Genomic DNA, 25,889 nt, shown 5'->3' with positions numbered 1-25,889 from the left:
CCCACTTCAAGCGTCAAGCCGGCGGCCATCAGCCTTCCGAACACCCTTCACCTCGCGGCCCATCGGCTCGCGTCCAACTTGGGCGTGCCGTTCGGCGTCGCCCTGGCGCATGCCGAGGCCGCGGGCCTGGGGCGGGAGGTGAGCCATGGTTGACGTGACCCGCCTCACCTTCCAAATCGACGCCGAAGGCCCTCAGCTCACCGTGAAAGGCCGCATGGCCTGGGCGCTGCACGAACTCGTTCACGCCGGCGAGCGGGGGTGCACTCCGATCGAGCGTCCCGCGCCGCGGTGGTCCGACTACATCTTCAAGCTCCGCAAGGCCGGCCTCGCCATCGACACGGTCGATGAGGCTCACGGTGGCGCCTACAGTGGCTCCCATGGCCGCTACGTGCCGCGCTCGCCGGTGCTGGTGATCGAGGAGGTGCGCCGATGACGCCCGTCCTTCACGAGGCCATCGTCAACGGCCAGCGCCTGCGCCTCTTCCGCCCGCCGGTCGAAGGGCCTGATTTCCCCTGGCACGGGGTGGACGACCTGCACGAATGCCTCGGCCTTCCGACCGATCTTCGGCGGACGATCATGCGCGGGTTGCGCAGCCAGGTGGTGCTCTACACCGTCGCGACGGCCGACGGCATCGTCACCATCGCCCCGCACTTCATGGCCGCGGGCTTCATCGAAGGGGCGATCGAGCGCGGGTACGCGCCGCCCTGGGCCGACAAGGAATACCGACTGTCCTTGCTCGCGGCGATGAAGAAGCAGACGCGCCACCTCGGCGAGGCCGACTCGCTCGAGTTCGCCATCGCGGCCGCGCGCCGGCCTGCGGACAGCCAAGGAGGCGCGGCATGAACCCGCGCGTCCTGGAGCGGCGCGTGGAGCGCCTGACCCTCAAGAACGAGGCGACGACCGACGCGGACGAGCGGTTCTTCGCCCGCTTTCCTCACCGCTGGCATCGCATTCGGCTCGCCTCGGAACACGAGGTGGAGATTGCCCGCCTCATGGGCGAGATGCCGCCGGTGCCGCCGAGCTGGCGCCTGTTCGCTGCCATCCGCGCCTTTGATGGGGCGCGCATGCGTGCCTTCGTCATCCTTCCCGCCGCCGCCGCGGCCCGGGCCGACAGCCTCACGGAGGAACAGGCGAGGCAGACGTTCGAATGGGTGCTGCGGAACAGCCGGAGCATGCAGGAGCTGCATCGGCAAACCGCGGCAGCCTTCGGGGATGGAGGCGCCGGATGACGCCGCTAGAGCACGCTCTGGACTATGCCGCGCGCGGCCTCGCGGTCTTCCCCTGCAATCCCTCGCCGGAGCGCGGCATTTCCAAACGTCCGCTCATCGAGCACGGCTTCAAGGGCGCGAGCCGGGAAGAGGACCAGATTCGCGCATGGTGGTCGCAATGGCCTGATGCCCTGATCGGCCTGCCCATGGGGCGGAGCAACGGCCTTTGGGCCATCGATCCGGACGTGGCGAAGGAGCCCGGCGACGCGGACGGGCTGACGGCCTGGGAGAACATCGCCCGGCTGCATTCGCCCGTCCGCACCCACACCCACCTCACGCCGAGCGGCGGCAAGCACCTCGTGTTCCGGTGGCATGACGACCGGCCGGTGACGAACTCGGAACGAGGGCTCAGGGCCCGCGGCATCCATGGCATCAATGTGCGCGGCGAAGGCGGCTATATCATCGCCGCGGGCTCGCGCCTTATGGACGGCCGAGCCTACGAGATGGAAGAGCCCTTTGACTTCTTCCACTTCGCCGAGGCCGACCCCTGGCTCTACGAACTGCTGGAGGAACCGGCACCCGAGGCCCGGCAGGCGCCGAACGTCGTGGATTTCCGCGCTTCACGCTTGCCGCCGCAGGACCGGTACGTGCAGAGCGCCATTGCCGGCGAATGCTGGGCGCTGGCGCAAAGCGGTCGCGGCGAGCGCAACAACCGGCTCAACGCCGCCGCCTTCAGCCTGGGGCAACTCGTGGGCGCCGGGCTGGTGGACGAAGACACGGTGCGGGGCTCGCTCCTTCAGGCGGCGGCTTCCTGCGGCCTCGTGGCGGACGACGGCGAACGGCCGGTGCTCGCCACCATTGAGAGCGGGCTGGCCGCCGGCCGGCTGAAGCCGCGCGAAGTCCCGGATCGGCAGGAGCAGCGCCACGAGATGCGCGGGACTGGCACCGATGGCCCGGCACCCGGGCCGCAGGCCGCAACGGGACGCCGACGCATCATCGCCACGCCCTGGCAGTGGGTTGACCCGAAGAGCATCCCGCCCAGGCGGTGGATCTACGACAAGCACTATGTGCGCCGGTTCGTGACCGGCACTGTGGCGCCCGGTGGCGTCGGCAAGTCCTCGCTGATCATCGCCGAGGGCCTCGCCATCTGCACCGGGCGCCCGCTGCTGGACGTCCCCGTGCAGGAGCGCACGAACGTCTGGTACTGGAACGGCGAGGATCCGCGCGAAGAATTGGACCGGCGCCTTGCCGCCGCGTGCCTGCACTATCAGATCGTCCCCGATGAAATCGACGGCCGGCTGTTCATCGACACCGGCCGCGAGGTGCCCATCGTCATCGCCGAGAGGGTGCGAGACGCCGTTACGGTGGCGCGCCCTGTGATCGAGGACGTGGAGGCCACCATCCGCGAGAACGCCATCGGCCTGTTCATCGTCGATCCGTTCGTGTCGTCCCACAGCGTCGGCGAGAACGACAACGGCGCGATCGACCGGGTGGCAAAGGAATGGGCCGGCGTCGCCGAGCGGTGCAACTGCGCAGTCGAGCTGGTGCACCATGTCCGCAAAGCGCTCGGCGACCATACCTACACCGTTGAGGATGCCCGCGGCGGCTCATCGCTCATCGGGGCAGTGCGCTCGGCCCGGGTTCTCAATGTCATGTCGCAGGACGAGGCGGACCGGGCCGGCATCGAGCCCGAGCACCGCCGGGTGCACTTCCGAGTGGACAACGGCAAGGCAAACATGGCGCCGCCCATGGAGCGTGCCGTCTGGCGCAGGCTCGCGTCCGTCGGCCTGGGCAACGGCGAGGATTATGGCCTCATCTCCACCGAGGACCATGTGGGCGTCGTCACGGCCTGGGAGATACCGGACGCGCTTCAGGACGTTCGGGCCGAGCATATCGAGAAGGTGGTCGCAGCCGTGAAGGCGAACCCGAACTTCCGCGTGGACGTGAGGGCCGGAAGCTGGATCGGACACCTCGTTGCCCAGGTGCTGGGCGTCGACCTCTCCGACAAGGCCGCCAAGGAGAAGGTGAAGCGCGCGCTGGCCATGTGGTTCGCCAGCAAGGCCCTGGATCGGGAATTGCGCCTGGATGAAACGCGCCGAATGCGCGAATTCGTCATCGTCGGATCAGGGTGGCAACCATGACTGCTCCAGTCGCGAAATTGAACTGGAGCAGACTGGAGCAGCTGGAGCAAAAGAGCGCTTCGAAAGTTGCTCCACTCCAGTTCCTTTATGGAGTGGAGCAACTGGAGTGGAGCGCTCTCCCCGCGAAGACAGGAGTGGAGCAAACCGCGGTCGATATTCCGACCTCGCCCGCCTCCCTTCGCCAAGCGAGCTGGTGGCGCGCTGCTGCATCCACGAAGGGGTCATCCTGCAATGCAGGACGACGGCCCCCCAGAGCCGGCAGCTTTTCGATGATGTCCAATTTGGGCCAGTAGCTTTTGGCCCCCGCAAAGGATCAAGTTCCTGATGACGACGAACCCCGGTACCCGACAGCCCTCGCTCATCGCCCGCCTGCTGCGTGCTGCGGCGGACTGGGCCGGTGCCCGCCATGGGACACCCAGCACCGGCCGGGCCGAGCGTCGGCGCCGAGCGCGCCAGCGCCTGAAGGACCGGGCCGCGCTGACGGAGACCTTCCGGGCAACGACGCTGGACCTCGGAGCCCAAGTGGATGCCCTGCACCAGACGGTGGACCGCCTCAATGCCGAGCGGGAGCAGACGCAGCGGCAGGCGGAAGCCCTGAGCTGGCTTGTGGACGACCTCGTGCAGCGGAACAGCGACCTGCTGAAGCTTTGCGCGGAAAGCCAGCACGAGGCGGCGCATTGGAAGCGCTTCGTCGAGGACGACAGGGCTCACGAATTGGAAATGGAGCGGAGACCTCACATAAATTGATAGAATTTCCCACCGTTCGACTTCCATAGTCTTCGGTAGACTGAACGGCCGCACAATACATCAGAATATTTCATCTGTTGCATCGTCGTAACCGCACATATTTCGTGGCATTCTGGATCGGCAGGAGATTTACCGATGGCGAGCTACATCGAGATCATGAACATCCGCGGGCCGCAGGGCTTCAACGCAGCGATCACCGAGGCTGCGAACCGCGAGAGCATCACCCAGGCCGAATTCGCGCGCCGCGCCATCCTCGAGCGCATCGCCCGCGCCGGCGTGACGCCGCCGGCCATCAAGCCGCCGAAGACGCAGGAGCGCTGAGCCATGGGAACCTTTGATTCCTTGTTCGGGAACCAGAACGCGAAGCGCGCGACCGAGGCGCAGGTGAAGGGCCTGACGATGGGCTACACCGGCGCGGCGAAGGCCCTGAACAAGGGCCTGGCCGGCGCGACGACGCAATACGACAAGGCCCTGACCGAGAGCGACCCGCTGAAGGCGACCTATGGCCAAGGCGTCGACATGTATGCGAACGCCATGGGCCTGAACGGGGCCGCCGGCAGTCAGGCGGCACAGGACGCCTTCACGGCCGGGCCCGGCTATCAGTGGAACATGGACCAGACGCTGCAGGCTCTCGGCCGCGCGGGCGCGGCGGCGGGGCGGCTGGACAGCGGCAACACGTCTCTGGATTTCATGAAGGCCGCTCAGGGTCTTTCGGCGCAGGAATACAACAACTGGCTTGCTGGCCTCCAGGGTTACAACGGCCTCGCGAGCAATGTGGCGGCGAGCCGGGCGGGGACGCTCCAGGGGCTCGGCGACCTGAATTTCGCGAAGGGGAACAGCGCTGCGTCCCTCGCGTGGGAGTTCGGCAAGGGCGTCGGCAACGCCAATGCCGAGAAGGAGAAGGCCAACAATAGCGGCCTCGGCTCGCTCATCGGCACCGACATCGACCTCGGCACCAAGCTCTTTGCGGGGATGTGATGGTCACGTTCAGCCCAGCCACAAACTTCACGCTTCGCGATCTCCAGCGCGGCGGCGACGCCATCACGGATGCGATCCGCAAGGCGCCGGACAACTTCCAGAAGGGGTGGCAGGACAAGCAGGAGCGCCAGCTTTCGGCGGCGCGCCAGTCCTCACTCGCCGACCTGGGCGCCGGAGCGACCTATGGCGACGTGTCGCGCCGGCTGGCGGCAGCCGGCGACCTTGAAGGTGCGCGCTCCTTCGCAACCCTGGCGATGGCGGAGAGCGACCGCGATTATCGCAAGAAGCGCGATGAGATCGGCGACGGCTTCAAGCGCCAGGAGATCGACATTGCGCGCTCAAAGGCCGGCACCGGCGAGCAGCCGAAATACGGAATGAGCCCGGTGTATGGGGTGGACAAGGACAACAATCCTGTCGCTCTCCAGCTCGGTTCCGATGGCATCATGCGCGCCGCTCAGTTGCCGCCTGGCGTCACCCTCTCGGGCAAGCCGATCGTCAGCGACACCGGCACCCATTTCGTGTTCACGGATCCCGTCACCCGGCAGCCCGTGCGGATGATCCCGAAGAACGTGGCCGAGAAGGCCCAGCAGCAGGAAATCGGGAAGGCAGCCGGGCAGGCTCAGGCGCAGATTCCTATCGCTGAGGGCCTTTCCGGGCAGATCGGCCAGCACATCGACGACCTGGCGAACGATCCGAAGCTGCCGGACATGCTGGGGCCCGTCGCCTCGCGTCTCCCGAACGTCTCCGCCGATGCCCAGCGCGTGCAATCTCGCATCGATCAGCTCAGCGGTGGAGCGTTCCTCCAGGCCCGCCAGCAGCTCAAGGGAGGCGGAGCAATCACCGACTACGAGAGCAAGCGAGCTGAAGCCGCCTATGCCCGGCTGAACACTGCCCAGAGTTTGGCGGATTTCAACGCAGCCCTTCAGGACTTCCGCGGAGCCATTACCGATGGTCTCGCCAAGCTCAAGTCACAGGCGGCCCTGGTCCCTGGAGGTGGGCAGAGTGCTCCGGGCGGGACGCAGCAGTATGGGCCGGGCGGCATGCAGCCTCAGTTGCAATCCACACCCAAGGGAGCAGCTTCCGACCCCCTTGGACAGGCCCGCGACGCAATCCGCAACGGCGCGCCCCGCGAGGCAGTGATCCAGCGCCTTCGGCAGATGGGCATTAACCCGGAAGGGCTTTGAAAATGCAGGGTCTCTTCGACGACCTGATTCCGTCGCGGCCGGCACAGGCCAGCGTCGGGCCCTTTGATGACCTGATCCCCAGCAAACGGCCCATGGCACAGCCCGCTCCCTCCGGCCTATGGAACAATCTCACGGCCGGTGCGAACGACGCCATCTATTCGACGCTCGGCGCGCCTGTGGATGCTGCCACCTGGATCACGAACAAGGCGGTGCAGGGCATCAACGCTGCCACCGTTGCCGAGCTGCCCCAGGCGCGGGCCGACCTCCCCGGCTCCAGCCGGTGGCTGGCACGCACCGGCGAGGCGGTGGGGGTGAACGATCCGGCGAAGGTGCAGGCCACCAACACCGAAGAGAAGCTGGCGCGCGCGGCCGGCACGGGCGCGGGCGGCATGATCGCCCCGGAAGCGGCACTGGGCACGCTCGGCCGCGCCGGTGTGATCGGCGAGGGCGCGTGGAACACGCTCGGCCAGGTGTTCGGCCGCTCGGCCTCGGCCGGTGATGCCGCGGTGAATGCGGGCGTGGGCGCCGCGGCGGGGATTGGCGGCCAGATGGCGGGACAGGTCGTCCCGGAGCCCTGGAAACCCCTCGCCGAGGCTGCCGGCGGCATGGCGGGCGGGGCGCTCGGCGTCGGAGCGGTAGCAGCCGGGCGCGGTGCTGCCGGCCTGCCGCAGGCGTGGCGCGACTTCCGGCTTGCCGATCCGGCGGCGCAGGAGCGCGCGGCTGGCAGCCGCATTCAGGAATGGGCGAGCGACCCCTATGCCGTCCGCGACGCTCTGGAGCGGCCGAGCGAACTCGTGCCCGGATCGAAGCCCACCACCTTCCAGGCGACGGGCGACATGGGCCTTGGCGCGCTGGAGCGGGCCACGGACAGCCGCTTCCCCGCCGAGTTCATGCAGCGGCGCGCCGAGCAGAACACGGCCCGCGTGGGCGCTCTCCAAGACATCCAGCCCCAGGGCGCGCCCGAGATGGTGGTGCAGGCGCTGCGGCAGAACCTCGAAGCGCTGGACGCGGCCACCGGCCAGGCGGTCGAAGGCGCGACCGGGCGCGCGCGGGATGCCGCGGCGCGGCTGGGCGGTGAAGGCGCACCCGAGAGCTACGGCGCCGGCATCCGGCAGCAGGTCATGGATGCACGGGAGGTCGTGAAGGAGCGCGAGCGGGCCCTGTGGCGGGCGGTGGATCCCGGCGACAGCCTGAACCTTCATGGCACGGGCACGCGGCAGGCGGCGCGGGCCATCGTGCGCGAGCTGCCGAAGTCGGCGAAGCCTCTGGAGGGCGAAGAGCGCGCGGCCATAGTGACCGCCCTCAAATATCCAGACGTCGTGCCCTTCCGGGAGTTGACGGCGCTGCGCACGCGGGTTTCGGCGGCGCTTCGCGAAGAGCTATCGACCAACGGGCAGACGCCCGTCTATGCTCGCCTGTCGCAGCTTCGCGGCGCCATCGAGCGTGACATCGAGAACGCGGTAGCCGCCAAAGCTGCGATGGAAGAGCGGGCGGTGCAGGCCGGCGCGATGCGTGAGGAAGACACGGTCGCATGGCTGCTCCAGAACATGCAGCGGCAGGTCGATGCCTGGCAGTCCGGACGAACTGAGCTTGAAGCCGGGGGAAGCGTTGCGGCGAGCGCTGGAAAAACTGGCGCCTCACGACCGTCCTTTGTGCGTCCGGGATCTGGAGGATCAGGCTCGGCGCAACGGGGATCTGGTTTCGCTCCGCGAGATCAAGGCGTACAAAGCCCTGGCCTCTTCCCCGACGACCTCGCCCCCAACTTCGACGACGGAGCCGCCGGCCGACTGAAGGTCGCATCGGAGGCGACGAAGCAGCGCGCCCGCACCTTCGATGAGGGCCGTGTGGGCGCCGTCATCCGGCGCTCGGGCGCCCAGGGGCCGTTTCAGGTCGAAAATTCCGTCGTGCCGCAGCGATTCTTCGTGCCCGGCCCGCGCGGCTTCGAGGCGATGCAGGCGCTGCGCAACGCCGCGCCGAACGCCACTGGCCAGGTGCGCGAATATGCGATCAGCACCCTGCGCCGCGAGGCGATGCGCGCCGACGGCACGCTCGACCCCGCAAAAGCGCTGGCGTGGCGCAAGAAGCACGCCGACGCGCTCCGGGCAATGCCGGAGGTGGATCGCGCCCTTGCCGACCCTGTGCAGGCGTCGGAGCTGCTGGCGCGCGCCGCGGCCGATCGCAAGGCTGCGCTGGACGACTTCCAGAAGGGCGCCGTCGCCCGCTTGCTCAATCTGGACGACCCGGCCGACGTGACCCGCACCATCGGCGGCATCTTCAGCCGACAGGACCAGGTGCAGCAGATGGTGCGACTGGCCCGTGAGACGGCCGGCAACCCGCAAGCGCGCGAAGGGCTGCGCAAGGCGGTCGCGGACTACATCAACCTGCGCTTCGTCGGCAACATGGAGGGCGCCACGTCCAATGTGGACATGATGCGCTCCGACGCCTTCCAGCAGTTCCTGCGGCAGTCCGCGCCGGCGCTGAAGCCCATCCTGTCATCTGCCGAGATCATGACGCTGCACGCCATCGCCGCGGACCTAAAGCGGTCGAACCGCTCGATTGCCGCGGTGAAGCTGCCCGGACGGTCCAACACCGTTCAGGACGCCCTGGGCGTCGGCAAGAGGGGAGACGCCCCGAGCTGGCTCGCGCGGATCCTGTCGCCCGGCGCGCTGGCAAGCGCCGGCGCCGCGGCCGGCAGCGCCGGCGGATGGGTCGGCTCTGCCGCCGGCGCCGGCCTTGGCGCTCATTTCGGCCGCGTCATCGATGCCATGCGGCAGGCGGGCCTGCGGGGTGTGGATGACATCGTGAAAGATGCGATGTTGAACCCGGATCGGGCAAGGGCGTTGCTGATGAAGGTCGGAGGTGAGCCGACACAGAGTCAGGCCATCAGCTTGGCCCGGGTCTACATGCGGGCGGCGGTGGCCTCCGGCTTGGGTGGAGCGCAAAAGCAGGATGCGCCGGCTCCAACTGCGAGCAAGCCATTGCCTCCCGCTGCCGACGCGCCGGGCCGCCGGTCTTTCGGCGAACTGGCCCAGTAGAGCGAGGCCGCGATGGCAGATCAGCAGCAGCCCAAGGGCCGCAACGAGCGTGGTCAGTTTGTGACCGGCCACGCATCCCTCGGCGGCCGGCCCAGGGGCTCCCGTAGCAAGCTGGGCGAGCAGTTCCTCGAGCAGCTCTATGCGGACTTTGCGGAGCATGGGCCGGACGCCATCGCCCGCGTCCGGGAGGAGAAGCCGGACCAGTACCTTCGCGTGATTGCCTCGCTCCTGCCCAAGGAGGTGAAGGTGGCTACCGAGGCCGATCTGTCAGACGAAGAGCTCGACCGCCGTATTCGCCAGCTCGCCGCGGCGCTGGATCTGACATTCGGCGAGGGAGGTGAGATGCATTGAGGGGGGGCAAACGGCGGCGTTCGCACTCCGCGCCGCCTGGATGGACGTGGCGAAGCTGAACGGCCTCGTGGTGGACAAGAGCGAGAACGTGAACATCGTCCACACGATCAGCGATGAGCCGATGTCCGAAGCGGAGTGGGTGGCGGCGTATGGGGTGGGCGAAGGTTGACGTTTCGGTTAGGAGCAGCTGCGTGCGAATCCGCCTACAGGCGACACGAGGGGCCGCCCAAAGCCTTCCTCACTCTACGATCTGACCAAGAAGCATGGATGCCGCGGCCGCAAGGGCCGAGATGCCACTCCAAAGGGCCGCGGCCTTATTCAAGCGGCCGCCCTCTTGCAGCGCAAGATTGGCTCCAACAATCCATCCGTCAGAGGCCAAAATCCGGTCTATCGGTTCGGCGGTCAGATCTGGAGACCGGTCGCGCGACCATTGCGGCACTATCTCAATTGCAGATGCTTTAAACCAATAGAATGATGCAATAAATGCACAAATGGTACTTATTATGCCAAAAATATATGAAATATATTGATGCATTTTGACCCTTATTTTTTGCACGAGATACCTTTAAATATTTATTCAAAAATGCGCGTCATCAGCCAAAACTTAAGCGTCGGGCGCATTTCTCCTATACTCGCCAAATATGAAGCCATTGCATAGCGGCGATGGCCCTCGACCAAGAGATGGGCGGCCGGGTAGAACCCAGGCGCTATATCGTCAACCATCTGAAGATCCCGGTTATCGACGATGATCGGCGGGGAAGGGAAATCTCCATTCGCGATGAGATACTCGCTCAGATACGTCGGCCAACTTCGATGATGCTCTCTAATGAGGAACCGCCCATGAGAGATGGCCGGTTCGTGTTCGTCAGCGAAATTGTTGAAGTTCCACCGGATCGAGCGAAGGTCGGCGCTATCCCAATCTATCAGTTCAAAGCGATGTTCCGCTGATTTGAGAAAAGCAAACGGGGAATGGCGCCAATGACGATGAAGCCATTCGCGAGCGACCTCCTCAGGGACATTTGGAAAGGCTGTCGCCACCCTCGCCCACCATTCAGGGAATGGCGTCGCGACCCCGCCTCCCTCGTCGAAATCTGGTGCTAGATGGTCCGGGTAGTCGTCCATCGACCAAACTCCCCACTTAGCGGCGCTTCGCGAGATAACCCCGGGTCAGGTCGTCCCTCTCAGTTCGGAGAAAGATCTGGCCGAGCGGCGGCAGCGTCAATGGATGGCTTGGCCATAGAGCGCCGACGGACAACCCCCGCAATCCACAGGCGGACGCATTGACCTTACGGCGCAGCTTCACAACAATCGCATTGATTGCACAACCGATTCGACACACAATTGGAGATGGTGATGTACAGGCCTCTGCTGCGGTGGAAGAGGGGCGAGCAGACTGCCCTCACCAATCTAGTCGCCGGACACAAGGACGCAACTAAGCCTCTTCTCAACATCATGCCCCATGCTTTCAATCCACCCCCAGGCGGGGACACCGACGGGGCATTCGATCAACGCATTGGTCAAGATGCCGATAGGCTGAATTCCGCATGGACTGGGTACGAAGCTGCGGTCGATCTTGGCGACATCGATCCGGATGCCAGATGCTCTGGAGGTATTCATCCCGTCCGCCGCTTTTTTGAGCAAATTTATTCAGTGACACCCTCCGCAGTCGCACGCCCCGTCCTGAGATTGACCAGCGACGACGATTACCTGGCTGCCGTCGCATCTGTCTGCGCCGATTATGGTGTGGGCCCCGTCTTTCGGCTGACGCCCGACGACCTTGCTGAAATCGACGTCACCGACACGCTCGCCGCTATGCTTAGCGCGTGTCGTATAGTTCCAGCTGTCTGCGGTTTCGTAGTAGACTTGGGCTATATCTCCAGTACAGGGCGATCCATCATTACTGCCCGAGGAGCGCTGGCAGCGGTGCCATTCGCTTCCGATTGGTCCTCTCTGACCCTCGTCTCGGGATCGTTCCCGGAAAATCTTGCGGGTTTTGCAGTTGGCACTCACATAGTCGAGCGGCATGAGTGGAGCGTTTGGCTCGCGAACCGCTCGGTGTCTGGTCGCGTTGTCACCTATGGCGACTACGCAACGATACACCCCTTGCCCGTTGAGGAGGGGCTAGATCCGCGAACAATGAACCCAACCGCGAGTGTCAGGTATACATTCGAGGATACTTGGATACTACTGAGGGGGCAAGGAACGCGAACGCGAGGAAGTCAAGGATTTACGCAGTTCTACGGTCACGCCGATACTATCGTGAATATGCCTCAATATCGAGGCGCCACATTTTCTTTTGGAGATGCAAAGATTATGCGAATACATCAACGGGCGGAAAATCAGGGCAATTTGGAAACGTGGATCACGATAGGAGCAAATCACCACATTGCTGAAATCGTCGGTCAACTCTCCATCCTGCCCTCGCCTTGAGCGCAGACCGGACCTCAGCTCGCACGGTGTCGAGGTCCAACGTCATAGCGAGCCGATCGTATAGAGCTTCGCGGGGCTTGCTCCGCACTCCGCGCGCGGCGCCATATCGCTCCAAGATAGACACTGCTTCGTCACGCCATAGCAGCGATGCGACGGTTGCGGCATCCAGCGCCGGGTTGGCTTCAGGCTGCCTCTCATAGGTGACCTGAACGCCCCCTGGGGCGCTGCTCGCGATGGCGAGGCCCCACCATTCCGGGACGATGTCTTGAGCCGCTTCTCGGTGATTTTCAGCCACAACGATACTAATTAAGTCGAAGACTTTGTTGTACAGGTCACGCTGCGTCGGAAGCCTTTCGAGCGTGTCGCGCTCACTCTTCAGCTCGAACCCTTCCATCTTGCCGTTGATGACGGCGATGTCGATGCGGGTCGCGCCATTGAGGATGCCAAGCTCATCAAGCATCAGCGTGTCCGGATCGCCCGCATGGGCAAACTCCAGCCAACGCCAAACACTCTTCCGTACATCCCGATCACGCATCTCGTTCCTCGCCGGCGGGACCAGCGGCCGCCATCATAGACATAAAGATATTAGCATATGGCTTAACTAAAGTGCGCCACAACCTCACGTCGCCCGCCTTGTTGACGGCGGAGTTCGAAGCTGTCCGGTCTCATCGCTTGTTGGCCGTGGCTTTTCGGTTTTGCTACGGCCGGCACCCTGCGCCGATGCGAGGCGCGCCTCCAGCTCCTGCCAGCGGTCGACGATCCTGGCGCGAAGCGTGATGCTGTAGCCGGACACGAGAATCAAGGTCTCCCGCTTGGGGAGGTGGTAGCAGGGGAGTGCGCGGCCCGTGCTGTCACGATAGCTGCCCTCAAAATTGAGGCCAGCGGGATTGTTCAGCTCTTCCAGCATGTTGCGGATGTCACGCATCACGTTGTGGTGGAGCTTGCCCGTCAGCTCGGCGATTTCCCGGCTCGACATGGTCAGCGGCGCATCAGCCTTTCTTGTCCTGCAAAACGGACTTCAGTGCGGCTTGCAGATCGTGTCTCTTTGACACTTTGAATTTCAGGGACTGTGGCCCCGTCCGATGGGGCCGTGCACTTGGCGAAGGCGTTGGCCATTCGGTCACCTGCTTGCGCTGAGCATCCCACCAGCGCGCCACCACGTCCAGATCGAAGACCCAGCGGCCGTGGGCGCCGAAGGGCTGGAAGGCGCCGGGCACCTTGCCGGCGGCGGCGAGGCGGAACTCCAGCGCCTCGTCGTGAAGCCGTAGCGCTCCACCAGAGCCGAGGCGGGAGCGAACTGTGGTTTGCTCGACATGCGCGATCCTCCTAAGCCAGCAGATCGTTCCATTCCGGATGGCGCCGGAAACGCGCCGCCACGTACGAGCACAGGGGGGTGATCTTCCATCCCTCGGCACGTGCCGCCGCCACGGCGGCATCCACGAGCCGAGCCGCGATGCCCTGGCCTTCGAAGGCGGGCGGCACGCCGGTGTGCGTGATGATTATGCGACCGTCGGCGCCTCGGCGGTACGCCATCTCCGCAACGGCCCCACCCTCGAGCTCGATGAAGTAGCGACCGCCGCCGGGCCCTTCCTCGTGCCGCACGTCATGCATCACCGCCGCTTCTCCTTGTCCGCCATTTCGTGCGCATGATCTTCGCGAGCCACCATCCGCGCAATGGCCTCCGCCAGCGCGTTCGCCTTCAGGTGCGGTGGGGGGGCATCGGAGGGGCGGGCTGGTTCGCCGGTCACAGCACCGGCATGGGCCTGGGCTCAACAGGGGGGCGCCGGGGCGGCAGATCCTCGGCCGGCACGACTTCCGCCACGCCCGCCACGAGATCGACGCGCACGGCCATGCCTACCTGCTTTGCGGCGGCAAAGATGCGCGCCAATTCGGCCTGCGTGAAGCGAGCGGGGCGGCGGCCCATTGGCGGTCTCCGGCTGGCGAGAGGAATCCGCTCTATAGCCGATCTGCTTCCAGATGGCGCCTACTTCCGCAGCCGGACGCCGGGGCCGCCATCCCTCAGTTCGCCGTCCGCTAGGAAAGTCAGGCCGGCTCCTTCGAAGGCAGCGCGAATAGCGTCGAGCGTACTTGCCTTCGAGTCGGCGCCTCCTTCGATCCGCGAGATGGTGTTGGCCGTCACACCGGCTTTGTCGGCGAGTTCGCGCACTCCCCAACCCAGCGCTGCACGCCCCATCCTGATCTGAACGGCCTTCATTGGTACAATGTCCAAATAAGAGTTGACACCGCACCAATGCGGCCCCATTATTTGTACATGGTACAAATGAAACGTGACGGAGGCAACACTATGTGCCCCTTCAACCTCTCCCACATCATGCGCCGCGCCTGGTCGCTCTTCCGCCAGAGCATGGCGTCGTTCAGCCGCCCGGCCTTCGCTTCCTGCCTCCGGCAGGCGTGGAACGAAGCCCGCAACGCCCCGGTCACGCCGTGGGATGTGCTCCAGCGCTTCGTGAGCGTTCCGCGCGGTGCGCACCGCGCGGTGGTGATCCGTCAGGCTGAACTGGCCTTGGCCTCGGCCCGAGCGCGCATGGCCCGCTACAGCCGCGCCGGGGCGCCGGCCAACTGGAGCGCCGCCAAGCACCGCAGCTCCGACCTGATGCGCGTCGCCAACCTGGAAGCCATCGTTGTCGCCGAGAAGGCCGCGGCCGGCCTCGCCGCCACCTACACTGCAAAGCGCGATGGCGCCGGCTTCGTCCTGAAGCGCAACGGCGTCGAGTTCGGGCGGCTCACCGGCCCGACCAGCGCCCTCTCCTTCACCACCACCGACGACACCCTCGCCGAGCGCGTGCGCTCCACCTTCATACCGTGGGGCGGCGTGCCGGCGATCCTCGCCAAAGTCCGCGCCGCGGACGAGGCCCTTCGCCTGTCCCAGATCGCCTGATCCCCAGCGGCGACCTCCGGGCCGCCGCGACCTCTCACCACCTGGAGAAGACCGATGCCGAAGCCCACCGCGGCGGCAAACGCCGCCCCCTTGCCTGCCACCACCCGCCGCGCCGTCCTGAAGGCAGCCGGCGCCCTGGGCACCGTCGCCGCGCTCGCGGTGCCTGTCGCGATCCTGCCGAAGGCCCAAGCCGGCGAGCACCACGACGCCGCGCTTCTGGCTATGGGGCGCCGGCTCGACGCGCTCTGGACGCGGGAAAACGAGTTGGTCGCCGAGGAAAAGCGGCTGGCGGTCATTGCCGAGCGCATCCGGCCGGCGCCTGCGCCGGAGCTGTTCGCCTATGAGCGCGGCGGGGCCCACCTCATGTACGAGGACAAGGGCCGGCTGTGGGTGGACTTCCGGCTGCGGGATCACCTGCGGACGCTCGATCGGGCCTGCAATACGCCCAACATGGTGACGCGCCCGCGCGCGGCCGCACTGCTCGCCGCACTGGATGCCTGGCACGCCGGAGGCGAAGAGGCGCGGCGCACCACCGGTGCGGAGGCTGTGAACGCCGAATTCGAGCGCGTCACGGACGAGATCAGCGAACTCTGCTCCGACATCATCGGCACGCCCGCGAAGACCGCCGCGGGCGTCATGGTGAAGATGCGCGCCCTCGAATGGTGCTACCCGGAGGAGGTGCACACCGACACCCTCCGGGAGCTGGCCGAGGAAGAGAGCTCGAACACGAGCGAGCGCCTCATTGCGAGCTCCCTTCTCGACGCCCTCGCCATCCTGAACGCGGGAGGCGCCAATGTCTGAGCGCAACCGCCTGACCCGACGCCACGTTCTCGCGGGCGTGGCGACCCTCTCCGCCGGCATCACCGCATCGGCGGTGGCGCTCGCCAGCGTCCCCGACCCGGTGTTCGCTGCTATCGAGACGTTCCGCCAGAAGCGGGGCGCCTTCAACGAGGCGCTGCGCCATCGTGACTGGGCGGAGGAGAAGTTCCCCGACGACTACCCCCAGATGGAGGCGGCTGAAGCGGCGCGCGACGTGGCGAGCGCCGCGGATGCCGACGCGTGGTGGAGCCTCATCAATACGGCGCCGACGACGCGCGAGGGTGCGCTCGCCTTCCTGGCCATGCTGACGGACTGGGACGGCTACGGCGGCGGCCCCCATCCCGAGTTCGACGAACTGGAGGCCATTTGCGCGAGCCTCGGCGCCTTCATCTCCGGTGGCGAACTCGCGCGCACGCGCATGCACGCACAATGACGGGGGCGCCCATGGCTAAGCGTTCCCTCGCTCCCAAGCCGCAGCTTCCGGCCGTCCCGTTCGAGCATCAGCCCGAGCTGCGCGCCCTGATGATGTTCCCGACGATCCCGCCAGGCCACATGACCTTCCTGGTAGAAGACGATGCCTTCCATCCGCACCTGCGCCGCGGCGAGTTCGCCGTGGTGGACCTCTCCGACCGCCAGCCGGCGCAGGGCGAGCTGTTCCTGATCTCCTACGCTAGCCGGTACACCGAGTGCGGCCTGATCTTCGCCATCTGCCAGATGCGCAGTCGAACGTACTATTTTCGCCCAGGCCACGGGTGGCGCTCGCCTTCGTTACCCTATGAGGAGGGCTACGAACTGGCGCCCTGCTGGTCGGCCTGCCATTGGATTCCGCCTGAGGATCCCGCTGACTATGCCGCGGCGCTTCGCTCGGGCCGTGTCGGCACCAGCGAAGGCCCCTACACCACCGAGCACGCGGCCGAGAAGCTGGTGGGGCGCATTGTGGGGGTGTGGGTTCCGAACGCCCGAGGCTGAGCGAGATGCCTCAGCTTTCCGGCATTATGCCCCCCGCCTGGGCATATGCTCCATGCAACTGCTTTGCTAGCATCCCAGAGAGGAGCTCTTCCATTCTGGAAAGGTCGAGCTTGCCTTCGCGCCAGGCTGCATCGGCAGCGTCGAGCGCGTCGAAGTATGGGATTCTATTGTCCACAATTTGCTGTGGAATCGTGGGAAGCCCCGGAAGGTCGGACCCAAGCTTGACACACAGAACAACATAGGAGGCTGTGCGGGATGTGCGGCCGTTCCCGTCCGCAAAGGGATGAATCCAGTTAAGCCGCCACATCACGTAAGCAGCAAGATGTATAGCGGTCGCCTCTGCCCAGTGATCATTCACATAGTCGCACATCCCCTCGACCATTTCGGGGACTATATGAGCTCCGGGCGGGGTGTGTTTACTCCCTTCGATAGCGACGCCGGCTGGCCTGAAATTTCCAGCGTAACTGCTGATACCCACCAGGGCTTCGCGTTGAAGCCCAAGGAGATGAGATATGCGAAGTTTGAACGAGCTTCGCTCCAGCGCTTCGCGGATAATCGCGCGGCCTGCATCAAACTGACGAAGGCCGTTGAGGGCCTCCGCCTCTGCTTTCTGTTGCGGATCGGCGATAAGCTCGGCCTCGCTGGCCTTGCTATGACGTTGCGCGGGAGCGTCAGCGTTTGTCACGCGCTTGGCTCGCGAGCTTGTCTGCTTGCTCGTCAACCATTTTACGCGTGATGCGGTCATTCTCGAACGCGGTGTTGCCGTAAGCGAAACTGCGGCGCTGCTGCTCACGATGTTCCGCAGTGGGTTCGACGCGCTTGGCCGCTTCAATTAGCTTCTTGAGTTCGTTCGTCATATCGGCCTCCCGCTGGGTGCCGGTTCTCTGGGGCAGTTGCGCCTGCCTCCTAGATTCGGAACCACGGTCAAAGAGAATGGTATATGGCGCCTTTCCGGAAGATTGCCAATTTGGCATTTCGGCAACATCGGCTCTCGAGGGCAACGCCCATCACAGGGCGGCCCACGAGTGCCGAGCTCAAGGCCCGCTATCGCGGCGGTGCCACAACGCATCACACCGATCTACGCACGTAAGCTCAGGCTAGCGGCTACCAAGCCTCTTCCCTGACCAGTCGGGTGCGGTGGGCCGGGCCTCGCCGGCCGGTTCCAGCTTCATGCAACGCAGCCGCAATCTCCACGGACCGATGCCTCTTCCAGAAGGCGCGCTTGAGCCATGGGCGAAGGTGCTTTCGCCATTCGCCGGACGCGCTCAACTGCCCTTTTTTAACGTGGCTCATGATCCTGTTCCCTCGTCCGGACGCCTTACCGGAAGCCGGGCTCACGGAAAAGAGGGGCACCAACGCATGAAGTTCATTCCCACGCGCACGGACGCGCAACCGATGGGCGGACCACCCGCACCGGGTGGCTCGGCTAAATAATACCACTTGAGGGCTCTTTAGCCAGCGTCATGAATCATGAGATAGCGCCCACCCCGCCGACATTCAGAGCGGGCTCCGGAGCGAAACCGATCATGACCGGCAGACCGAAGACGAAGTTCGCCCGCATGCTGGTGCGGTTCTGCCAAGTCAGGGGCACCACCTTGCTGCCGCCCCGCGAGATGGCCGCTTTCCGATCCTATCTGCTTCTCCTGCTCGCGGAGCGTCGAGCTCCTCCAGAGCGGCGCGGTGCGCCGGACTGGCTTGAAATTGCATCAGAATGCGGGATTCCCGAAGAGGCAATGCTTCAAGCTGGGCCGGGGCTCGCTCCTGTGGTCGATGCGCTCGCCCGCGAAATAGCGTCCCGAAACCGGGGCGGGCAGCCTGCTCGAGGAAGGTCCGCCAAATCCGACACGCCCCGGCCCAACGAGCACTCCAGATCGCCTCAGGATCCGGAAACAGAAGACCCCACGCCTGGGAAGCGGGGCCGGCGTACCGGTCAACGAGCCAAGCCGGTCGTCGAGTTTCCGTCCGCAACGTCGGAACACTGGATCGAACCGGAAACCTTCGCCGATGCCCTCCGCCTGCACATGGAACGGCATGCCGATTCTTCCTGCCACTTGGAAAAGGTGTTCGCTGCAAGCGGGCATTCCGTCCTGATGACGACCATCCGCCAATGGCTCCGCGGGCTGAAAGTGCCACGAACAGCTTCCAGCCTTGCCGCGCTGGATCTTCTCGACCGCCGATACTGCCTCCCAACCGGCTACTTCCGGTCGAAATTGCCTATGACGGACCGCTCACCTTCTGCGAAGAAGCTGCCCGGTATCGGGCCAGCAGAACGGCGGCGCCTCGCCTGGCACCTGCCGCATGATTTCGACCGCCGCCCGCTACGAGAGAGAGAGGAGATCCTAGACTGGGTGCAACGGGTCGTTATTAGCGGCGCGACCGAGTATCGGCAGTTCCAGGCAGCCGCCATGAAGCAGCCCTACGCCATCCGCTTCCCCGAATTCCAGTCGAAGAGAAGACGGCGGGCCAAGCCTGTGGCAGACGATCAGTTGCTTACCCAGGAGCATGATCCGGACCTTGTCGGCATGGTCACGGATGCCCCTGCTCACCTCTCGGCCGAGATGGCCGACCTTATCCGGTTCAAGACCGCCACGCTGACCACGTTTGGGTTCCAACGCAACGGGGTTTGGGGCGAGGAGACAGCGTCGCAAAAGGTGGAGCATTTCGGGCTCATGTTCGGCGCGCTGGCGGCAGCGCCGAGCGGCGCCGTGCGAGGCTTCGGCGTACCACTGGCGAACCTGACGTTCGGCCTTCTCGTCTTTCCCATCGTCTGGGACTGGTACGTGCAATGGCGCGAGCGTCGCCGCGGCTTCTTCACCAAGTGGGAAACAGACATGCTTGCCGTCGCCCTTGCGATGACGCGGAAGGATACCGGCTGGCTTCGCCAAACCCCGAGCCTTGGGGATCGGTTGAAACCGATTCCCAACCTCATCACTGAAGGAGATATCGCCAACGTCCGGGCCGACTGGCCGGGCGCCTGCGACATCTTCCACAAGCATGCGCGAGTTCGCGTGCGGGAGATCGAGCGCGTCGCGCGCGTGCACCGCGATCCCTTTGAACCCATCCTCGTGATCCTGGAGGCAGAGAGCCCGCTGCGGGAGTACCTGAAAATCCCTCAGGAGATACTCCGGCTGATGCCCGACCCGCGCCGCTATCCCACTGCCGCGGCCGAGGCGGTCCGATCCTTTCTGATGCTTCGATTCGGCCTGCATCTTGGGCTGCGGCAGAAGAACCTACGGCAGCTTCTGGTCTGTCCACGAGGCCAGGTGCCGTCTACCGAACGCCAGCTAGAGGATACCAAGCGCGGCGAACTGCGGTGGAGCGAACGAGATCAGGGTTGGGAGGTCTTCATTCCGGCGTGCGCCTTCAAGAACGCGACCTCTTCCTATTTCGGATCGAAGCCCTTTCGCTTGGTGCTGCCGGACCTCGGCGAACTCTACCACTATATCGACGTGTATCTCGACAAACACCGGCGCGTGCTGCTTCGCGGGGCCACAGATCCAAAGACCTTCTTTGTGAAAACGGTGAAGGCGAAGACGCTCGATCCAGCGTATTGCCAGAACACATTTTATGAGGCCTGGCGCCTGACAATCCAACGCTATGGCGTATTCAACCCCTACACCAACCGAGGCGCGATCAAGGGCCTTCTGCCGCATGGCCCGCACAACGTGCGCGACGTGCTGGCCACCCACATTCTGAAGGTCACAGGCTCCTACGAACAGGCGAGCTACGCGATCCAGGACACCCCCGAGATGGTGGCCAACCATTACGGGCGCTTCCTCCCCCAGGACAAGGCAGCGCTCGCAGCGCAGATTCTAAACAGGGTGTGGGAGGCGGCCTGAGCCGCCGTCCCGCGAAATCCCGCGTGATCCCGGCAATTCCCCGTTATGTCCACCACGGACCACCGCGATCTAACTCACGCGCTAGGGCAGATGCTGGGGCACGAACTCTCGCATCCGAGATTTCGTATTAAATTTCAATATGATGTTGGATCGTCTTGGTGGAGCCGAGGGGAATCGAACCCCTGACCTCTGCAGTGCGATTGCAGCGCTCTCCCATCTGAGCTACGGCCCCGAACCATGGGAGGCGCCATTTACCGGGCGCCTCCCCCCCCTGTCAAGCGCGCTCGCGGGCCGTTTCCGGACCCTCGCCCGCCCCGCCCCGCTCGCCGCGCAGCACCACGTAGATGGCGGGGATCACCAGCACGGTCAGCGCGGTGGAGGAGGCGAGCCCGAACAGCAGCGAGATGGCGAGGCCCTGGAAGATCGGGTCGGTGAGGATCACCGCCGCGCCGATCATGGCCGCAAGCGCGGTGAGCAGGATCGGCTTGAAGCGGATCGCCCCCGCCTCCAGCAGCACCTGCGTGAGCGGCCGCTCGGCCCCGCCGGGCGCCGCTCGGGCGTGGCGGATGAAGTCCACCAGCAGGATCGAGTTGCGCACGATGATGCCGGCAAGCGCGATGAAGCCGATCATGGAGGTGGCCGAGAACGGCGCGCCGAACATCCAGTGTCCCGCCATGATGCCGATGAAGGTAAGTGGGATCGGCGTGAGGATCACCAGCGGCAGCTTGAACGAGCCGAACTGCGCCACCACCAGGATGTAGATGCCCAGGATGGCGACGCCGAACGCCGCGCCCATGTCGCGGAAGGTGATCCAGGTCACCTCCCATTCGCCGTCCCACAGCAAGGTCGGCCGGCTCTCGTCCGCGGGCTGGCCGTGGAGCGCGACCTGGGGCTTCGGCACCTCGCCCCAGTCCATGGCGTCGAGCGCCGCGTTGACCGCGATCATGCCGTAGACCGGAGCCTCGTAGGCGCCGGCAAGGTCCGCGCTCACCATCTCGGCGGCGCGGCCGTTGTGCCGGAAGATGGGGAAGGAGGAGGGCTCGCGCGTCACGCTCACCACGTCGCCCAGCTCCACCACGCCGCGCCCGCCCGGCAGCGCGTTGGCGGGCACCGGCGTCGTCAGGGTGCGCGCGTCGGCCGCCTTGTCGGCCTTCGACAGGGCAAGGCGGATGGGAATGGGCGCCCGGCCTTCCCCGCGGTGGGAATAGCCCACCGTCTGGCCGCCGAAGAAGGTGCGGATGGCGTCGTAAACGTCGGCCTGCTCCACCTTGTAGAATTCGAGATTGTCCTGGTCGATGGCGAGGCGCACGCGCTCGGCGGTGGTGCCGAAGCTGTCGTCCACGTCGACGATGTAGGGCACGCTCTCGAACGCCTGCCGCACCTTGCGCGCCACCGCGCGACGGGTCTGCGGATCGGGGCCGTAGATCTCGGCGAGCAGGGTCGCGAGCACCGGCGGGCCGGGCGGCGGCTCCACCACCTTCAGCGCGCTGCCGTCGGGCAGCGGCACCGCCTGCAGCTTCTCGCGCAGGTCCAGCGCGATGTCGTGGCTGGGGCGCCCGCGCGCCCCCTTGGGCACGAGATTGACCACGATATCGCCCTGGCGCGGCGTCGTCCGCAGGTAGGAATGGCGCACCAGGCCGTTGAAGTCGAACGGCGAGGCGGTGCCGGCATAGGTCTGGAACGAGACCACCTCGGGCACGGCCGAGAGCACGTCCACCATCTGCTGGAGCACCCGGTTGGTCTCCTCCACCGAGGTGCCCTGCGGCATGTCGAGCACCACGTTCAGCTCGGTCTTGTTGTCGAACGGCAGCAGCTTCACCGTCACGTGGTGGGTGTAGATCAGGCTGAGCGAGGCCAGCGTCACCGCGCCCACCGCCAGCAGGAAGGCGAGCGCGCGCCCCCGCGAGGCGAGGATGGGGCTGGCCACCTTCACATAGAGCCGCCCGAGCCGGCCGCCGCCGGCCGCCTCGTGCTGGTGCGCCACCGCCTTCGCGGAGCCGGCCACCTTCATCATCAGCCAGGGCGTGAGCATCACCGCGACGAAGAAGGAGAACACCATGGCGGCGGAGGCGTTGGCCGGGATCGGGCTCATATAGGGGCCCATCATGCCCGAGACGAACAGCATGGGCAGCAGCGCCGCCACCACGGTGAGGGTGGCGACGATGGTGGGGTTGCCCACCTCCGCCACCGCCTCGATGGCGGCGCGGGCGCGCGGGCGGCCGTCCTTCATCGCCCAGTGGCGGGCGATGTTCTCGATCACGACGATGGCGTCGTCCACCAGGATGCCGATGGAGAAGATGAGCGCGAACAGGCTGACGCGGTTGAGCGTGTAGCCCATGAGGCGGGAGGCGAAGAGGGTGAGCAGGATGGTGGTGGGGATCACCACCGCCACCACCACCGCCTCGCGCCAGCCGATGGCGAAGCCCACCAGGACGACGATGGAGACGGTGGCGAGGCCGAGATGCAGCAGCAGCTCGTTGGCCTTCTCGTTGGCGCTCTCGCCGTAATTGCGGGTGACGGTGAGCGCCACGTCCGCCGGCAGCCACGCGCCGCGCACCGCGTCGAGGCGCCGGAGCACCTCGTCGGCGATGACGACGGCATTGGTGCCGGCGCGCTTGGCGATGGCGAGGGAGACCGCGGGCCGGCGCTCGAGGCCGTCCTTCACCCGCGTCACGTCGAACACCCGCGTCTCGTTGGGCTCGGTGGCGAGCGTGATGGTGGACACGTCGCGCACATAGACCGGGCGGCCGTCGCGGGCGGTGAGCAGTAGGTTGCCGATCTCGCCCGCCGACTGGAGCGTCTGGCCGGCGACGAGGGTGCGCTGCTGGCCCTTCTCGCGCACGTAGCCCGCCTGGAACGAGCGGTTGGCGCCCTCGATCTTGCCGGCGAGCTGGGCCAGCGTGATGCCGTAGAGCGAGAGCTTCTCGGGGTCCGGCTCGACCCGGATCTCCTCCGGCTGGGCGCCGACGATGTAGGTTAGGCCGATGTCGGGGAGCTTGGCGACCTCCACCTGTAGCTCGCGCGCGAGCCGGGTCAGGTCGTTGGCGGTCCAGCGGGCGGCGACCTCGGGGGCGAGATCCGCGCGCGGCGCCAGCGTCACCACCAGGATCGCCACGTCGTCGATGGAGCGGCCGACGATCAGCGGCTCGGGGATGCCGACGGGAATGCGGTCGAGATTGGCGCGCAGCTTCTCGTGCACGCGCAGGATCGCCGCGTCCGGGCTGGTGCCGGTGAGGAAGCGCGCGGTGACGAGGACGCCGTCGTCGGCGGTGGTGGAATAGACGTGCTCGACCCCGTCGATGCTCTTGACGATGGTCTCCAGCGGCTCGGTGACGAGCTTCACCGCGTCCTCGGCCTTGAGGCCGTTGGCCTCCACATGGATGTCCACCATGGGCACGGAGATCTGCGGCTCCTCCTCGCGCGGCAGGGTCACGAGGGCGATGAGGCCGAAGGCGAAGGCGGCGATCAGCAGCAGCGGCGTCAGCGGCGAGGCGATGAAGGCGCGCGTCAGCGTGCCGGCGATGCCGAGGCGCACGGGCGGGATGCCGCCCGGGGCGGAAGCGTCGTTGGGGGTCCCGCTCATGGCGCCAGCACCCGGTCGCCGTCCTTGAGGCCGGTGAGCACGACGACGCGCGGGGCGCCGTCCACCTCCACCCGCTCGCCCAGCACCACGGGCACAGCGATCGGGCCGCCGGCGGCCGCGACCCGCACCAGGTCGATGCCGTGGCGCGTCGTGACCGTATCCAGCGGCACCGCCAGCACCGAGCGGCGGCCGATCTCGATCCACACCAGGGTGCGCTCGTTGACGAAATAGTCGCCGAGCCCGGTCACGTCCACGTCCGCCATCACCCGGCCGGCGGTGATCTCGGGGTAGACCTTGACGATGCGGCCCGCGCGGGCGCCGGAAATGCCGCCGGCCTTGTCGGGCGACAGGCCGCGCGCGCCGATGCGCACCGTGCCGCCCTCCTTGATGTCGGTGGCGTGGCGCTCGGGCAAGGACAGGCGCAGGTAATACTGGCCGGAGGCGACGCGGGCGATCTCGTCGCCCGCCAGCACCACGCTGCCGGGGGTGACGGGCACGGTCAGGACCCGCCCGTCGGCGGGGGCGAGCACCGCGCCCTCGCGCGCCCGCTCCACCACCACGGCGCGGTCGGCCTCGGCGGCGGCCACCTGGTTGGCGGCGACGTCGTACTGGGTCTTGGCGGTGTCGACGCGGCTCTGGCTGGCGACGCCGCGGGCAAGCAGCTGCTGGGCGCGGTCGAGCTCGGTGGCGGCGTTGGAGAGCTGGGACTTCAGCTCCTGGATCCTGGCATTGGCGGCGTTGAGCGTGAGCGCGAGCTTGTCGTCCACCACCAGGGCGATCTCGTCGCCCTCCTTGACCTGCGAGCCCTCGGAGACCTTCACCTCGCGCACCGTGCCGCCGATGCGGGCGCGGGCGGGCACCACGGTGCGGCTTTCCACCTCGGCGAACACCGCCTTCAACTCGGGCACCTCGAGCGGGCGCACAAGGAACTCGGCGGCGTGCGACGGGGCGGCCGCGGCGCCGAGCAGGCCGGCGACGGCGAGGCGGCGGAGCGCCGGCGCGAGCCGGCGCGGGAGAAGATCCATGGTCATGCGTCCCCTTGGCTTGCGGCGCCGTCCGGTCAGTTGAAGGCGCGGCCGGACTTCACGCCCAGCTTCTTCAGGATGATGGCGGCCGGGCAGAAGCCGGTGAGCGAGGCCTGCATGAGGTTGGCGCCCACGAAGGCGGTGAGCCAGAACCACAAGGGCGAGACGTAGATGCCGAGGGCCAGCGACAGCAGCACCATGAACCCGGCAAACAGCATGACCGCGCGATCAACCGACATTATGCTCTCCTGCGAACCTGTTGCATCCGCGCGCCATCCGCGGGCCGCGGTGGCGGAAGGAACTGGGTTGCAGATAACATTCAAAGAACGTAAATTCAATACTATGAATGTATCGGAAATGATCCCCGCCTCCGAGCAGGCGGCCGAGCTGATGCGGGCGCTCTCCCATCCGCAGCGCCTGCTGGTGCTGTGCGCGCTCGGGGCGGAAGAGAAATCCGTGGCCCAGCTGCGCGAGGAGCTGGGGATCGAGCAGGTGCCCATGTCGCAGCAATTGATGCGGCTGCGCGCGGACGGCCTCGTCGCGGCGCGGCGCGAGGGTACCAGCGTGTTCTACCGCATCGCCCGCCCCGAGGTGCTGGACGTGGTGGAGGCGCTGCACGGCGCCTTCTGCGGCAAGGGGAAAAGCTGAAAGGGCCGGACGGCGTCCCGTCCGGCCCCCGGC

At 66.3% G+C, this 25,889-nt stretch carries 30 protein-coding genes and 1 tRNA gene; 18 read left to right on the top strand and 13 right to left on the bottom strand.

What is annotated here, in order from left to right; translation table 11 throughout:
* Positions 1 to 145: 145 nt before the first annotated feature.
* From V5F67_RS01295 to V5F67_RS01245, 11 genes are all read left to right on the top strand, one after another.
* On the top strand, positions 146 to 433 hold the full coding sequence (locus V5F67_RS01295) for a winged helix domain-containing protein (RefSeq protein ID WP_394020581.1): 288 nt from the start codon (positions 146 to 148) through the stop codon (positions 431 to 433).
* A complete protein-coding gene (locus tag V5F67_RS01290; protein ID WP_394020583.1) occupies positions 430 to 843 on the top strand; it encodes a hypothetical protein in 414 nt (137 codons plus the stop codon). The genes V5F67_RS01295 and V5F67_RS01290 overlap by 4 nt, the downstream gene beginning before the upstream one ends.
* A complete protein-coding gene (locus V5F67_RS01285; RefSeq protein ID WP_394020585.1) occupies positions 840 to 1,229 on the top strand; it encodes a hypothetical protein in 390 nt (129 codons plus the stop codon). The genes V5F67_RS01290 and V5F67_RS01285 overlap by 4 nt, the downstream gene beginning before the upstream one ends.
* Positions 1,226 to 3,349, top strand: a complete 2,124-nt coding sequence (locus tag V5F67_RS01280) for an AAA family ATPase (protein WP_394020587.1) — start codon at positions 1,226 to 1,228, stop codon at positions 3,347 to 3,349. Before V5F67_RS01285 ends, V5F67_RS01280 begins: the two co-directional genes overlap by 4 nt.
* Positions 3,350 to 3,673: 324 nt before the next feature.
* Complete coding sequence (locus tag V5F67_RS01275; RefSeq protein ID WP_394020589.1) at positions 3,674 to 4,096, top strand: hypothetical protein; 423 nt, start codon at positions 3,674 to 3,676, stop codon at positions 4,094 to 4,096.
* A 135-nt stretch (positions 4,097 to 4,231) separates the two neighbouring features.
* Positions 4,232 to 4,417: a hypothetical protein gene (locus tag V5F67_RS01270; protein ID WP_394020591.1), complete on the top strand. Its 186-nt coding sequence runs from the start codon at positions 4,232 to 4,234 to the stop codon at positions 4,415 to 4,417.
* A gap of 63 nt (positions 4,418 to 4,480) precedes the next feature.
* A complete protein-coding gene (locus V5F67_RS01265; RefSeq protein ID WP_509210598.1) occupies positions 4,481 to 5,074 on the top strand; it encodes a hypothetical protein in 594 nt (197 codons plus the stop codon).
* Positions 5,074 to 6,258, top strand: a complete 1,185-nt coding sequence (locus V5F67_RS01260; protein ID WP_394020595.1) for a hypothetical protein — start codon at positions 5,074 to 5,076, stop codon at positions 6,256 to 6,258. The genes V5F67_RS01265 and V5F67_RS01260 overlap by 1 nt, the downstream gene beginning before the upstream one ends.
* 2 nt (positions 6,259 to 6,260) lie before the next feature.
* Positions 6,261 to 9,293 carry a hypothetical protein gene (locus V5F67_RS01255; RefSeq protein ID WP_394020597.1) on the top strand — a complete coding sequence of 1,011 codons (3,033 nt, stop codon included), beginning with the start codon at positions 6,261 to 6,263 and terminating at the stop codon, positions 9,291 to 9,293.
* 12 nt (positions 9,294 to 9,305) lie between these two features.
* Positions 9,306 to 9,644 (top strand): hypothetical protein, encoded by a 339-nt coding sequence (locus V5F67_RS01250; protein ID WP_394020599.1) that lies wholly within the window; start codon positions 9,306 to 9,308, stop codon positions 9,642 to 9,644.
* Positions 9,645 to 9,690: 46 nt separating this feature from the next.
* Complete coding sequence (locus V5F67_RS01245; RefSeq protein WP_394020601.1) at positions 9,691 to 9,813, top strand: hypothetical protein; 123 nt, start codon at positions 9,691 to 9,693, stop codon at positions 9,811 to 9,813.
* 69 nt (positions 9,814 to 9,882) lie between these two features.
* Here V5F67_RS01245 and V5F67_RS01240 read toward each other — a convergent pair whose 3' ends face one another.
* Both V5F67_RS01240 and V5F67_RS01235 read right to left on the bottom strand, forming a co-directional pair.
* Positions 9,883 to 10,179, bottom strand: coding sequence for a hypothetical protein (locus tag V5F67_RS01240; RefSeq protein WP_394020602.1), 297 nt, complete (start codon positions 10,177 to 10,179; stop codon positions 9,883 to 9,885).
* 38 nt (positions 10,180 to 10,217) lie between these two features.
* Complete coding sequence (locus tag V5F67_RS01235) at positions 10,218 to 10,766, bottom strand: hypothetical protein (protein WP_394020604.1); 549 nt, start codon at positions 10,764 to 10,766, stop codon at positions 10,218 to 10,220.
* A 225-nt stretch (positions 10,767 to 10,991) separates the two neighbouring features.
* Here V5F67_RS01235 and V5F67_RS01230 point away from each other — a divergent pair, with 225 nt between their 5' ends.
* On the top strand, positions 10,992 to 12,074 hold the full coding sequence (locus tag V5F67_RS01230) for a beta family protein (protein WP_509210597.1): 1,083 nt from the start codon (positions 10,992 to 10,994) through the stop codon (positions 12,072 to 12,074).
* Here V5F67_RS01230 and V5F67_RS01225 read toward each other — a convergent pair.
* From V5F67_RS01225 to V5F67_RS01205, 5 genes are all read right to left on the bottom strand, one after another.
* The gene (locus V5F67_RS01225; RefSeq protein ID WP_394020608.1) at positions 12,007 to 12,609 is read right to left on the bottom strand and encodes a sce7726 family protein; all 603 of its coding nucleotides are present in this window, start codon (positions 12,607 to 12,609) and stop codon (positions 12,007 to 12,009) included. The genes V5F67_RS01230 and V5F67_RS01225 overlap by 68 nt on opposite strands.
* A gap of 84 nt (positions 12,610 to 12,693) precedes the next feature.
* Positions 12,694 to 13,050 carry a Rha family transcriptional regulator gene (locus tag V5F67_RS01220; protein WP_394020610.1) on the bottom strand — a complete coding sequence of 119 codons (357 nt, stop codon included), beginning with the start codon at positions 13,048 to 13,050 and terminating at the stop codon, positions 12,694 to 12,696.
* Positions 13,051 to 13,400: 350 nt separating this feature from the next.
* Positions 13,401 to 13,685: a GNAT family N-acetyltransferase gene (locus V5F67_RS01215; protein ID WP_394020731.1), complete on the bottom strand. Its 285-nt coding sequence runs from the start codon at positions 13,683 to 13,685 to the stop codon at positions 13,401 to 13,403.
* Positions 13,686 to 13,818: 133 nt separating this feature from the next.
* Entirely contained in the window at positions 13,819 to 13,998 is a 180-nt protein-coding gene (locus V5F67_RS01210) for a hypothetical protein (protein ID WP_394020612.1), read from the bottom strand.
* A gap of 60 nt (positions 13,999 to 14,058) precedes the next feature.
* Entirely contained in the window at positions 14,059 to 14,289 is a 231-nt protein-coding gene (locus V5F67_RS01205; protein ID WP_394020614.1) for a helix-turn-helix domain-containing protein, read from the bottom strand.
* A gap of 90 nt (positions 14,290 to 14,379) precedes the next feature.
* Here V5F67_RS01205 and V5F67_RS01200 point away from each other — a divergent pair, with 90 nt between their 5' ends.
* The 4 genes from V5F67_RS01200 to V5F67_RS01185 are packed head-to-tail and all read left to right on the top strand — an operon-like array spanning position 14,380 to position 16,761.
* Positions 14,380 to 14,973: a hypothetical protein gene (locus V5F67_RS01200; protein ID WP_394020616.1), complete on the top strand. Its 594-nt coding sequence runs from the start codon at positions 14,380 to 14,382 to the stop codon at positions 14,971 to 14,973.
* Between the two features lie 54 nt (positions 14,974 to 15,027).
* The gene (locus V5F67_RS01195; RefSeq protein ID WP_394020618.1) at positions 15,028 to 15,774 is read left to right on the top strand and encodes a hypothetical protein; all 747 of its coding nucleotides are present in this window, start codon (positions 15,028 to 15,030) and stop codon (positions 15,772 to 15,774) included.
* The gene (locus V5F67_RS01190; protein WP_394020620.1) at positions 15,767 to 16,225 is read left to right on the top strand and encodes a hypothetical protein; all 459 of its coding nucleotides are present in this window, start codon (positions 15,767 to 15,769) and stop codon (positions 16,223 to 16,225) included. The genes V5F67_RS01195 and V5F67_RS01190 overlap by 8 nt, the downstream gene beginning before the upstream one ends.
* An 11-nt stretch (positions 16,226 to 16,236) precedes the next feature.
* A complete protein-coding gene (locus V5F67_RS01185) occupies positions 16,237 to 16,761 on the top strand; it encodes a hypothetical protein (protein WP_394020622.1) in 525 nt (174 codons plus the stop codon).
* A 10-nt stretch (positions 16,762 to 16,771) separates the two neighbouring features.
* On the opposite strand, the gene V5F67_RS01180 is transcribed toward V5F67_RS01185, so the two are convergent.
* Positions 16,772 to 17,446 (bottom strand): Fic family protein, encoded by a 675-nt coding sequence (locus V5F67_RS01180; RefSeq protein ID WP_394020623.1) that lies wholly within the window; start codon positions 17,444 to 17,446, stop codon positions 16,772 to 16,774.
* Positions 17,433 to 17,618 carry a hypothetical protein gene (locus V5F67_RS01175; protein WP_394020625.1) on the bottom strand — a complete coding sequence of 62 codons (186 nt, stop codon included), beginning with the start codon at positions 17,616 to 17,618 and terminating at the stop codon, positions 17,433 to 17,435. The genes V5F67_RS01180 and V5F67_RS01175 overlap by 14 nt, the downstream gene beginning before the upstream one ends.
* 669 nt (positions 17,619 to 18,287) lie before the next feature.
* Here V5F67_RS01175 and V5F67_RS01170 point away from each other — a divergent pair.
* A complete protein-coding gene (locus V5F67_RS01170) occupies positions 18,288 to 20,600 on the top strand; it encodes a hypothetical protein (RefSeq protein WP_394020627.1) in 2,313 nt (770 codons plus the stop codon).
* 156 nt (positions 20,601 to 20,756) lie between these two features.
* Here V5F67_RS01170 and V5F67_RS01165 read toward each other — a convergent pair.
* From V5F67_RS01165 to V5F67_RS01150, 4 genes are all read right to left on the bottom strand, one after another.
* Positions 20,757 to 20,832, bottom strand: a tRNA-Ala gene (locus V5F67_RS01165).
* Positions 20,833 to 20,874: 42 nt separating this feature from the next.
* Positions 20,875 to 24,135 carry an efflux RND transporter permease subunit gene (locus V5F67_RS01160; RefSeq protein WP_394020732.1) on the bottom strand — a complete coding sequence of 1,087 codons (3,261 nt, stop codon included), beginning with the start codon at positions 24,133 to 24,135 and terminating at the stop codon, positions 20,875 to 20,877.
* A 44-nt stretch (positions 24,136 to 24,179) separates the two neighbouring features.
* Positions 24,180 to 25,208 (bottom strand): efflux RND transporter periplasmic adaptor subunit, encoded by a 1,029-nt coding sequence (locus V5F67_RS01155; RefSeq protein ID WP_394020629.1) that lies wholly within the window; start codon positions 25,206 to 25,208, stop codon positions 24,180 to 24,182.
* Between the two features lie 35 nt (positions 25,209 to 25,243).
* Positions 25,244 to 25,447 carry a YgaP family membrane protein gene (locus V5F67_RS01150; RefSeq protein ID WP_394020631.1) on the bottom strand — a complete coding sequence of 68 codons (204 nt, stop codon included), beginning with the start codon at positions 25,445 to 25,447 and terminating at the stop codon, positions 25,244 to 25,246.
* A 118-nt stretch (positions 25,448 to 25,565) separates the two neighbouring features.
* Here V5F67_RS01150 and V5F67_RS01145 point away from each other — a divergent pair, with 118 nt between their 5' ends.
* Positions 25,566 to 25,856: an ArsR/SmtB family transcription factor gene (locus V5F67_RS01145; RefSeq protein WP_394020633.1), complete on the top strand. Its 291-nt coding sequence runs from the start codon at positions 25,566 to 25,568 to the stop codon at positions 25,854 to 25,856.
* Positions 25,857 to 25,889 lie beyond the last annotated feature (33 nt).

Source organism: Xanthobacter pseudotagetidis, from assembly GCF_043194795.2.
In the GTDB taxonomy this organism is placed as follows: Bacteria; Pseudomonadota; Alphaproteobacteria; order Rhizobiales; family Xanthobacteraceae; genus Xanthobacter; species Xanthobacter tagetidis_A.
The sequence above is the reverse complement of the archived record's forward strand: the minus strand, read 5'-3'. Positions and strand labels throughout refer to the sequence as shown.